Origin of the sequence: Streptacidiphilus sp. EB103A (assembly GCF_041261405.1) — a bacterium.
In the GTDB taxonomy this organism is placed as follows: Bacteria; Actinomycetota; Actinomycetes; order Streptomycetales; family Streptomycetaceae; genus Streptacidiphilus.
On the sequence record NZ_JBGCAQ010000006.1, the window covers coordinates 270580 to 279576 of the forward strand.

Consider the following 8997-nt stretch of genomic DNA (forward strand, 5'->3'; position numbering starts at 1 on the left):
GTAGTTCTGGGCACATAGAGGTTCCCGACCTGGCCGCCGTTTTTGGAACTCCTCCGGGAGTCCCGTAGGGTGGCTAGGTCGGGGCCCTTGTTGCCCCGAATAAGTCTTACTACACCGTAGGTCCCCGCGCCGCGCCCGCTCTGGTTGAACCCCGGGCTGCGCGCTTCGGGAAACCGCGGTGAGAGAGGCCACAGGCCATCATGACCATGACCGACCCGATCGCAGACATGCTGACGCGTCTGCGAAACGCGAACTCGGCCTACCACGACACTGTCGTGATGCCCCACAGCAAGATCAAGACTCACATCGCCGAGATCCTCCAGCAGGAGGGCTACATCACGGGATGGAAGGTTGAGGAGCCCAAGGAGGGCGAGGTCGGCAAGAAGCTGACCGTCGACCTCAAGTTCGGCCCCAACCGCGAGCGCTCGATCGCGGGCATCAAGCGGATCTCCAAGCCGGGTCTGCGGGTCTACACCAAGTCCACCGCTATGCCGAAGGTGCTCGGCGGCCTGGGAGTGGCGATCATCTCCACGTCCGCGGGTCTGCTCACCGGACAGCAGGCAGCCAAGAAGGGCGTGGGTGGGGAAGTCCTCGCCTACGTCTGGTAACTCAGGGAAACGGAGGTACAGCAATGTCTCGCATTGGACGGCTGCCCATCCCGGTTCCCGCCGGCGTGGACGTCACCATCGATGGCCGCACGGTCTCGGTCAAGGGCCCCAAGGGTTCCCTTGCCCACACCGTTGCCGCGCCGATCGACATCGCCAAGGGTGAGGACGGCACTCTGCTCGTCACCCGCCCCAACGACGAGCGTCAGTCCAAGGCCCTGCACGGCCTGACTCGCACGCTGGTGGCGAACATGATCACCGGCGTGACCGCGGGCTACCGCAAGTCGCTCGAGATCAGCGGCGTCGGCTACCGAGTCGCAGCGAAGGGCTCCTCCATGGAGTTCGCGCTCGGCTACAGCCACCCCATCCTGATCGAGGCCCCCGAAGGCATCGCCTTCGTCGTCGAGTCGCCCACCAAGTTCCACGTGGACGGCATCGACAAGCAGCAGGTCGGTGAGGTCGCGGCCAAGATCCGCAAGCTGCGCAAGCCCGACCCGTACAAGGCCAAGGGTGTCAAGTACGCCGGCGAGGTCATCCGCCGCAAGGTCGGAAAGAGTGGTAAGTAACTCATGAGCCTCAGTGTGAAGATCGGCAAGGGCAACGCCTACAAGGCTGCCGCCCGCAAGCGCCGCGCCATCCGCGTCCGCAAGCGCGTCTCCGGTACGCCGGTGCGTCCGCGCCTGGTCGTGTCCCGGTCCAACCGCCACATCGTGGCGCAGGTGATCGACGACCTCGCGGGCCACACGCTGGCTTCGGCGTCCACCCTCGACGTGTCCATCAAGGGCGTCGACGGTGACAAGACCGAGCAGGCCAAGAAGGTCGGAGCCCTGGTCGCCGAGCGCGCCAAGGCCGCCGGCATCGAGTCGGTCGTCTTTGACCGCGCGGGCAACCAGTACGCCGGGCGCATCGCCGCCCTGGCGGACGCCGCCCGTGAGTCCGGGCTCGACTTCTGACCCGCTCGCCCAAGCTGGCGGACGTAAACGAGAGAGGTAAATCCAATGGCTGGACCCCAGCGCCGCGGTAGCGGCGCCGGCGGCGGCACCGGCGGTGGCGAGCGGCGTGACCGTAAGCGGGATGGTCGTGACGGCGCTCCCGTCGTCGAGAAGACCGCGTACGTCGAGCGTGTTGTCGCGATCAACCGTGTCGCCAAGGTAGTCAAGGGTGGTCGTCGCTTCAGCTTCACCGCGCTGGTCGTGGTCGGCGATGGTGACGGCACCGTAGGTGTTGGTTACGGCAAGGCCAAGGAAGTTCCCGCGGCCATTGCCAAGGGTGTCGAGGAAGCGAAGAAGAACTTCTTCAAGGTTCCCCGCATCCAGGGCACCATCCCCCACCCGATCCAGGGTGAGAAGGCCGCGGGCGTCGTCCTGCTCAAGCCGGCTTCGCCGGGTACCGGTGTTATCGCCGGTGGTCCCGTGCGCGCCGTGCTCGAGTGCGCCGGCGTTCACGACATCCTGTCGAAGTCCCTGGGCTCCGACAACGCCATCAACATCGTGCACGCCACGGTCGCCGCTCTGAAGGGCCTCTCGCGCCCCGAGGAGATCGCGGCCCGTCGTGGCCTGCCGCTGGAGGACGTCGCTCCCGCAGCCCTGCTGCGTGCGCGTGCGGCTGGGCAGGGGGCTGCGTAATGGCTCGCCTGAAGATCACCCAGACCAAGTCCTACATCGGCAGCAAGCAGAACCACCGTGACACCCTGCGTTCGCTTGGTCTCAAGCGCATGCACGACGTGGTCGTGAAGGAGGACCGTCCCGAGATCCGCGGGATGGCCCAGACCGTCCGCCACCTCGTCACGGTCGAGGAGGTGGACTAAATGGCGGAGCAGAACCCGCTGAAGATCCACAACCTGCGTCCCGCCCCGGGTGCCAAGACCGCCAAGACCCGTGTCGGTCGTGGTGAGGCATCCAAGGGTAAGACCGCTGGTCGTGGTACCAAGGGCACCAAGGCGCGTTACCAGGTGCCGGCGCGTTTCGAGGGTGGCCAGATGCCCCTTCACATGCGCCTGCCGAAGCTCAAGGGCTTCAAGAACCCGTTCCGGGTGGAGTTCCAGGTCGTGAACCTGGACAAGCTCGGTGCGCTCTACCCCGAGGGTGGCGAGGTCACCGTCGAGGACCTGGTCGCCAAGGGCGCGGTTCGCAAGAACTCGCTCGTCAAGGTGCTCGGCACCGGTGAGATCACCGTCGCGCTGCAGGTTTCGGTTGACGCCGTCTCCGGCTCCGCCGCGGAGAAGATCACCGCTGCGGGCGGTTCGGTGACCGAGCTCATCTGAGCTCTCGCCTGACAGGCCTTCAAGGCCCGGTTCCCCTCTGTACGCAGAGGAGAACCGGGCCTTCTGGCGTCCCGGACCGTTCCTGGTCCAAGCTGAGGGGGCCACGCGCTTCATTCGAGTGGCCACGGACTGTTAGAGTCCGTGGAGTCCACTTGTAGGTTGGCCGCAGACTCTGTCCGCGAGCCGTCGCCGAACGGTGGCACACCCCACCGTCATTCGGCCCTGTTTCGACTTGTACCGGGCCCAGATCCACCGTCCCTCCCGCCGCTCTCGGCAGGGAGCTGCAGGAGGCACCGTGCTCACCGCGTTCGCCCGGGCGTTCAAGACGCCCGACCTGCGCAAGAAGCTGCTGTTCACGCTGGGCATCATGGTCGTCTTCCGGATGGGCGCCCACATCCCCGTCCCCGGGGTGAACTTCAAGGCCGTCCAGGCGTGTGTGAATGCCTCCTCGAAGAGCGGGAACGGGCTGCTCGGCCTGGTCAACCTCTTCAGCGGCGGCGCTCTGCTGCAGATCACCATCTTCGCGCTGGGCATCATGCCCTACATCACCTCCAGCATCATCCTTCAGCTGCTGACGGTGGTGATTCCGCGCCTGGACGCCCTGAAGAAGGAGGGCCAGGCCGGTCAGACGAAGATCACGCAGTACACCCGCTACCTGACCATCGCCCTGGCGATCCTGCAGGCGACCGGCATCGTGGCCACCGCCTCGACCGGCGCCCTGTTCGGCAGCGTCAACTGCGACACCACCCAGATCGTCCCGGACCAGAGCGTCTTCCGGATCGCGACCATGGTCATCACGATGTCCGCGGGCACCGTGGTCATCATGTGGCTGGGTGAGCTGATCACCGACCGCGGCATCGGCAACGGCATGTCGATCCTGATCTTCACCTCGGTCGCGGCCGGCTTCCCGTCCTCGCTGCTGAACATCAAGGCCCAGAAGGGCTGGGCCACCTTCGTCTTCGTGCTCATCATGGGTCTGGCGATGGTCGCGCTGGTGGTCTTCGTCGAGCAGGCACAGCGCCGGATCCCGGTGCAGTACGCGAAGCGCATGATCGGGCGTCGCGCCTACGGCGGGACCTCGACCTACATCCCGCTGAAGGTCAACCAGGCGGGTGTGATCCCGGTCATCTTCGCCAGCTCGCTGCTCTACATCCCGGGCCTGATCGTCCAGCTGAGCGGATCCACTGCTACGTGGGCCCAGTGGGTCAACACAAACCTGACGAAGAGCGACAAACCGCTCTATGCCGCGCTGTACTTCCTGCTGATCGTCTTCTTCGCCTTCTTCTACGTCGCCATCTCCTTCAACCCCGAAGAAGTTGCCGACAATATGAAGAAGTATGGTGGCTTCATCCCGGGCATCCGGGCGGGCCGCCCGACGGCCGAATACCTGAACTACGTGCTGACGAGGATCACCTGGCCCGGCTCGCTCTACCTGGGCCTGATCGCGATGGTGCCGCTGGTCGCACTCGGGTTGTTCGGGGCGTCACAGAACTTCCCGTTCGGCGGTACGAGCATCCTCATCATTGTTGGTGTCGGCCTTGAAACTGTGAAGCAGATCGAGAGCCAGCTCCAGCAGCGCAACTACGAAGGGTTCCTCCGCTGATGCGTATTGTCCTCGTCGGGCCGCCTGGGGCCGGGAAGGGTACTCAGGCCGCGCTGCTGGCCAAGACCCTGTCCATTCCCCATGTGTCCACCGGTGACCTCTTCCGCGCCAACATCAGCCAGGGCACCGAGCTCGGCCTCGCTGCCAAGAGCATCATGGACTCGGGCAAGCTGGTGCCGGACGAGGTGACCATCGGGATGGCCAAGGACCGCCTTGCCCAGCCCGATGCCGCCGACGGTTTCCTGCTCGACGGCTTCCCGCGCAACGTGGCCCAGGCCGAGGCGCTGGACGGGATCCTGGCCGAGTGGAACATCGCGCTGGACGGTGTGCTGGACCTGGAGGTCCCGGAGGACGAGGTCGTCCGCCGGATCGCTGGTCGGCGGATCTGCCGCAACGAGGGCAACCACGTGTTCCACGTGGAGTACAACCCGCCGAAGGCCGCCGGCGTCTGCGACATCTGCGGCGGCGAGCTGTACCAGCGCTCGGACGACACCGAGGAGAGCGTCCGGGTCCGCCTGGACGTCTACCACACGCAGACCGAGCCGATCATCGAGTACTACCAGAAGCAGGGACTGGTCACGACCATCCCCGCGCTGGGCAAGGTGGACGAGGTGACCCAGCGCGCGATCGCGGCGCTGCGGGAGAAGGACGAGGACGACGAAGGCTGAGCCCTTCGTCCGAGCAGGCCGGCCGTGACGCCCCGTCGGGTGTCACGGCCGGAGCGCGTTCATGAGCGGGGCCGTACCGTTGAACGGTCGGCAGTGACAGCAGCAGGAGCGGGAACCCGTGGTACTGGGAAGGCGAGAGCGCATGGTTGAGATCAAGACCCCCGAGCAGATCAAGAAGATGCGGGAGGCGGGCCTGGTCGTCGCCGAGGCGCTGAAGGCATGCCGTGAGGCGGTGGCGCCGGGGATCACCACCGGCGAGCTGAACTCCGTCGCGGCCAAGGTGATCGCCGACCACGGCGCCACCTCCAACTTCCTCGGCTACCACGGCTTCACCGGGGTGATCTGCGCCTCCGTCAACGACGAGGTGGTCCACGGCATCCCCGGCGACCGGGTGCTGGCCGACGGCGACATGATCTCCATCGACTGCGGCGCCATCGTCGACGGCTGGCACGGCGACGCCGCCATCACCTGCTTCGTCGGCGGCGGGCACGCCGAGGAGCTGCTGCGGCTCAGCCAGGTCACCGAGGACTCGATGTGGGCCGGCATCGCCCAGGTGAAGAAGAACAACCGGCTCTCGGACATCAGCCGGGCCATCGAGTCGTACATCCGGCGCCAGCCGCTGCCGCCCAAGGGCAAGTACGGCATCATCGAGGACTTCGGCGGCCACGGCATCGGCTCGGCCATGCACATGGACCCGCACCTGCTGAACTACGTGGACCGCAAGCGCGGCCGCGGCATGAAGCTGGTGCCCGGTTTCGCCATCGCCATCGAGCCGATGGTCAGCCTCGGCACCCCGAAGACGCACACCCTCGCTGACGAGTGGACCGTCAAGACCAACGACGGCACCTGGTCCTCGCACTGGGAGCACTCCATCGCCGTCACCGAGGAGGGCCCGCTGGTGCTGACCGCCTTCGACGGCGGCCGGGCCAAGCTCGCCGAGCTGGGCATCACCGCGGCGCCCGACCCGCTGGGCTGATCTCCTGCATTGGCCCGCTGGGATGAACGGATTTCGCGATCGCTTGTCCGCTGACGTAGACTGCTGTGTCGGCTCACTCGTAGCTTGCTCCCGCATGCCTTCGTCCGTTGTGACGGGGTGGACTTAGCGGTCCCTGCGTGAGTGCCGACTACGGTAGTCGAACCCCGGAAGGCGATACCCGCAGGACATGGCCAAAAAGCAAGGCGCCATCGAGATCGAGGGCACCGTCATCGAGTCTCTGCCGAACGCCATGTTCAAGGTAGAGCTGCAGAACGGGCACAAAGTCCTCGCCCACATCAGCGGCAAGATGCGAATGCACTACATCCGCATCCTCCCGGACGACCGGGTCGTCGTCGAGCTCAGCCCGTACGACCTGACCCGCGGTCGAATTGTCTACCGGTACAAGTAAGCAAGAAGCAGATCTCGCGCCGCGTTCACTCGCGGTGCGCTCGACCCGGAGAACCTGAATCCCATGAAGGTCAAGCCGAGCGTCAAGAAGATCTGCGACAAGTGCAAGGTGATCCGCCGTCACGGTCGGGTCATGGTGATCTGCGAGAACCTGCGCCACAAGCAGCGTCAGGGCTGATCACTTCCCTTCACGGGTCGTAACTCTTCGCGCGACGCGAAAAACAACATGAAGCGGGATGCCCGATCCGTTCGTCGGAAACGATGAGCGGACTGCCACCCTCGGTCCGGAGGCCGGGGCTCCATCGACGAGAGTCGAAGGAGAGGCATCGCGTCAGACCTCCGAAGGAACACTGGAGCCACATTCATGGCACGCCTCGCCGGCGTTGATCTCCCCCGCGAAAAGCGGATCGAGATCGCCCTCACCTACGTGTACGGCATCGGCCGTACCCGCTCGAAGCTCGCCCTCGCCGAGACCGGTGTCAACCCGAACATCCGTGTTCGCGACATCACCGAGGACGACCTGGTCAAGCTGCGCGACTACGTCGACGCCAACTTCAAGGTCGAGGGTGACCTCCGCCGTGAGGTCGCCGCTGACATCCGCCGCAAGGTCGAGATCGGCTGCTACCAGGGTCTGCGTCACCGCCGCGGCCTGCCGGTCCACGGTCAGCGGACCCACACCAACGCCCGTACCCGCAAGGGTCCGCGTCGCGCGATTGCCGGCAAGAAGAAGCCCGGCAAGAAGTAGTCCGCCCCAACACCGGACTTGAATCCGGCCCGCTGGGCTAGCGGACCGACCACCTCAGTAGGAGAAACAGACTTATGCCCCCCAAGGGTCGTCAGGCTGCAGGCGCGAAGAAGATCCGCCGCAAGGAAAAGAAGAACGTCGCTCACGGCCACGCGCACATCAAGAGCACGTTCAACAACACCATCGTCTCGATCACGGACCCCTCGGGCAACGTGATCGCGTGGGCGTCCTCGGGCCACGTCGGCTTCAAGGGCTCCCGCAAGTCGACTCCGTTCGCCGCGCAGATGGCCGCCGAGGCCGCCGCGCGTCGCGCCCAGGAGCACGGCATGCGCAAGGTCGACGTCTTCGTGAAGGGTCCGGGCTCCGGCCGCGAGACCGCGATCCGCTCCATCCAGGCCACCGGCCTGGAGGTCGGCTCGATCCAGGACGTCACCCCCACCCCGCACAACGGCTGCCGCCCCCCCAAGCGCCGTCGCGTCTGACGCACGGCTGCTTCTGAAGCAGCGGTAGTACCGGGATACGGCCCTTGTTTGCTCAGGGGCCGTATCCTTGCTTTCGTCGGCATCAAATAGTGGGTGCCGAAGATCTATCTGGAGGATTCACCTCATGCTGATCGCTCAGCGTCCGTCGCTGACCGAAGAGGTCGTCGACGAGTTCCGCTCCCGGTTCGTGATCGAGCCGCTGGAGCCGGGCTTCGGCTACACCCTCGGCAACTCGCTCCGCCGCACGCTCCTCTCCTCGATCCCCGGCGCTGCTGTCACCAGCATCCGGATCGACGGCGTCCTGCACGAGTTCACCACCGTGCCGGGCGTCAAGGAGGACGTCACCGACCTCATCCTGAACATCAAGCAGCTGGTCGTCTCCTCGGAGCACGACGAGCCGGTCGTGATGTACCTGCGCAAGCAGGGCCCGGGTCTGGTCACCGCCGCCGACATCGCGCCCCCGGCCGGTGTCGAGGTGCACAACCCCGAGCTGGTCCTCGCCACGCTCAACGGCAAGGGCAAGCTGGAGATGGAGCTGACCGTCGAGCGCGGTCGCGGCTACGTCTCCGCCGTCCAGAACAAGCAGTCGGGCCAGGAGATCGGCCGGATCCCGGTCGACTCCATCTACAGCCCGGTGCTCAAGGTCACCTACAAGGTCGAGGCGACCCGAGTCGAGCAGCGTACCGACTTCGACAAGCTCATCGTCGACGTCGAGACCAAGCCCGCCATGCGTCCCCGTGACGCCATGGCCTCGGCCGGCAAGACCCTGGTGGAGCTGTTCGGTCTCGCTCGCGAGCTGAACATCGACGCCGAGGGCATCGACATGGGCCCGTCCCCCACGGACGCCGCCCTGGCCGCTGATCTCGCCCTGCCGATCGAGGAGCTGGAGCTCACCGTTCGGTCGTACAACTGCCTCAAGCGCGAGGGCATCCACACCGTGGGTGAGCTCGTCGCCCGCTCCGAGGCCGACCTGCTCGACATCCGCAACTTTGGTGCGAAGTCGATCGACGAGGTCAAGGCGAAGCTGGCCGGCATGGGCCTGGCCCTCAAGGACAGCCCGCCCGGATTCGACCCGACCGCCGCCGCCGACGCCTTCGGCGCCGACGACGACGACCCGGGCTTCGCGGAGACCGAGCAGTACTAAGTTCCGCTGATCGAGTGGTACGGGACCGCCTCGGCGGTCCCGTACTCTTGATGGCTGTGCAACCAAGTCGTCCGGGCAACAGTGCCCGTACGCCCGCCCCGGT

Annotated in this window: 14 protein-coding genes; all 14 read left to right on the forward strand. The window is 66.0% G+C overall.

What is annotated here, in order from left to right; all coding sequences use genetic code 11:
- Positions 1-200: 200 nt before the first annotated feature.
- The 14 genes from rpsH to ABH941_RS12365 all read left to right on the forward strand — a co-directional run bounded on the left by rpsH (position 201) and on the right by ABH941_RS12365 (position 8894).
- The gene (rpsH, locus tag ABH941_RS12300) at positions 201-608 is read left to right on the forward strand and encodes a 30S ribosomal protein S8 (RefSeq protein ID WP_030251568.1); all 408 of its coding nucleotides are present in this window, start codon (positions 201-203) and stop codon (positions 606-608) included.
- A gap of 23 nt (positions 609-631) precedes the next feature.
- Positions 632-1171, forward strand: a complete 540-nt coding sequence (gene rplF, locus ABH941_RS12305) for a 50S ribosomal protein L6 (protein ID WP_042401213.1) — start codon at positions 632-634, stop codon at positions 1169-1171.
- Between the two features lie 3 nt (positions 1172-1174).
- A complete protein-coding gene (gene rplR / locus ABH941_RS12310) occupies positions 1175-1558 on the forward strand; it encodes a 50S ribosomal protein L18 (protein WP_030251564.1) in 384 nt (127 codons plus the stop codon).
- A gap of 45 nt (positions 1559-1603) precedes the next feature.
- Positions 1604-2230 carry a 30S ribosomal protein S5 gene (gene rpsE / locus ABH941_RS12315; RefSeq protein ID WP_030251561.1) on the forward strand — a complete coding sequence of 209 codons (627 nt, stop codon included), beginning with the start codon at positions 1604-1606 and terminating at the stop codon, positions 2228-2230.
- Positions 2230-2412, forward strand: a complete 183-nt coding sequence (rpmD, locus tag ABH941_RS12320; RefSeq protein ID WP_030251557.1) for a 50S ribosomal protein L30 — start codon at positions 2230-2232, stop codon at positions 2410-2412. Before rpsE ends, rpmD begins: the two co-directional genes overlap by 1 nt.
- Complete coding sequence (rplO, locus tag ABH941_RS12325) at positions 2413-2868, forward strand: 50S ribosomal protein L15 (protein WP_030251554.1); 456 nt, start codon at positions 2413-2415, stop codon at positions 2866-2868.
- A 295-nt stretch (positions 2869-3163) separates the two neighbouring features.
- Positions 3164-4471 carry a preprotein translocase subunit SecY gene (gene secY, locus ABH941_RS12330; RefSeq protein WP_370128950.1) on the forward strand — a complete coding sequence of 436 codons (1308 nt, stop codon included), beginning with the start codon at positions 3164-3166 and terminating at the stop codon, positions 4469-4471.
- The gene (locus ABH941_RS12335; protein ID WP_370128951.1) at positions 4471-5139 is read left to right on the forward strand and encodes an adenylate kinase; all 669 of its coding nucleotides are present in this window, start codon (positions 4471-4473) and stop codon (positions 5137-5139) included. Before secY ends, ABH941_RS12335 begins: the two co-directional genes overlap by 1 nt.
- Positions 5140-5281: 142 nt before the next feature.
- Positions 5282-6115, forward strand: a complete 834-nt coding sequence (gene map, locus ABH941_RS12340; protein WP_370128952.1) for a type I methionyl aminopeptidase — start codon at positions 5282-5284, stop codon at positions 6113-6115.
- Between the two features lie 187 nt (positions 6116-6302).
- Positions 6303-6524, forward strand: a complete 222-nt coding sequence (gene infA, locus ABH941_RS12345) for a translation initiation factor IF-1 (RefSeq protein ID WP_003956442.1) — start codon at positions 6303-6305, stop codon at positions 6522-6524.
- A 63-nt stretch (positions 6525-6587) separates the two neighbouring features.
- Positions 6588-6701 carry a 50S ribosomal protein L36 gene (gene rpmJ / locus ABH941_RS12350; protein ID WP_009740505.1) on the forward strand — a complete coding sequence of 38 codons (114 nt, stop codon included), beginning with the start codon at positions 6588-6590 and terminating at the stop codon, positions 6699-6701.
- A 186-nt stretch (positions 6702-6887) separates the two neighbouring features.
- A complete protein-coding gene (rpsM, locus tag ABH941_RS12355) occupies positions 6888-7268 on the forward strand; it encodes a 30S ribosomal protein S13 (RefSeq protein ID WP_134003956.1) in 381 nt (126 codons plus the stop codon).
- A 74-nt stretch (positions 7269-7342) separates the two neighbouring features.
- Entirely contained in the window at positions 7343-7750 is a 408-nt protein-coding gene (gene rpsK / locus ABH941_RS12360) for a 30S ribosomal protein S11 (protein ID WP_030251538.1), read from the forward strand.
- 124 nt (positions 7751-7874) lie between these two features.
- A complete protein-coding gene (locus ABH941_RS12365; RefSeq protein WP_030251536.1) occupies positions 7875-8894 on the forward strand; it encodes a DNA-directed RNA polymerase subunit alpha in 1020 nt (339 codons plus the stop codon).
- The last annotated feature ends 103 nt before the right edge of the window (positions 8895-8997 follow it).

Excerpts from the sequence above, each read along its gene's own strand:
- rpsH (WP_030251568.1), top strand. The coding sequence starts at position 201 with ATGACCATGACCGACCCGATCGCAGACATGCTGACGCGTCTGCGAAAC.
- rplF (WP_042401213.1), top strand. The coding sequence starts at position 632 with ATGTCTCGCATTGGACGGCTGCCCATCCCGGTTCCCGCCGGCGTGGAC.
- rplR (WP_030251564.1), top strand. The coding sequence starts at position 1,175 with ATGAGCCTCAGTGTGAAGATCGGCAAGGGCAACGCCTACAAGGCTGCC.
- rpsE (WP_030251561.1), top strand. The coding sequence starts at position 1,604 with ATGGCTGGACCCCAGCGCCGCGGTAGCGGCGCCGGCGGCGGCACCGGC.
- rpmD (WP_030251557.1), top strand. The coding sequence starts at position 2,230 with ATGGCTCGCCTGAAGATCACCCAGACCAAGTCCTACATCGGCAGCAAG.
- rplO (WP_030251554.1), top strand. The coding sequence starts at position 2,413 with ATGGCGGAGCAGAACCCGCTGAAGATCCACAACCTGCGTCCCGCCCCG.
- ABH941_RS12335 (WP_370128951.1), top strand. The coding sequence starts at position 4,471 with ATGCGTATTGTCCTCGTCGGGCCGCCTGGGGCCGGGAAGGGTACTCAG.
- map (WP_370128952.1), top strand. The coding sequence starts at position 5,282 with ATGGTTGAGATCAAGACCCCCGAGCAGATCAAGAAGATGCGGGAGGCG.
- infA (WP_003956442.1), top strand. The coding sequence starts at position 6,303 with ATGGCCAAAAAGCAAGGCGCCATCGAGATCGAGGGCACCGTCATCGAG.
- rpmJ (WP_009740505.1), top strand. The coding sequence starts at position 6,588 with ATGAAGGTCAAGCCGAGCGTCAAGAAGATCTGCGACAAGTGCAAGGTG.
- rpsM (WP_134003956.1), top strand. The coding sequence starts at position 6,888 with ATGGCACGCCTCGCCGGCGTTGATCTCCCCCGCGAAAAGCGGATCGAG.
- rpsK (WP_030251538.1), top strand. The coding sequence starts at position 7,343 with ATGCCCCCCAAGGGTCGTCAGGCTGCAGGCGCGAAGAAGATCCGCCGC.
- ABH941_RS12365 (WP_030251536.1), top strand. The coding sequence starts at position 7,875 with ATGCTGATCGCTCAGCGTCCGTCGCTGACCGAAGAGGTCGTCGACGAG.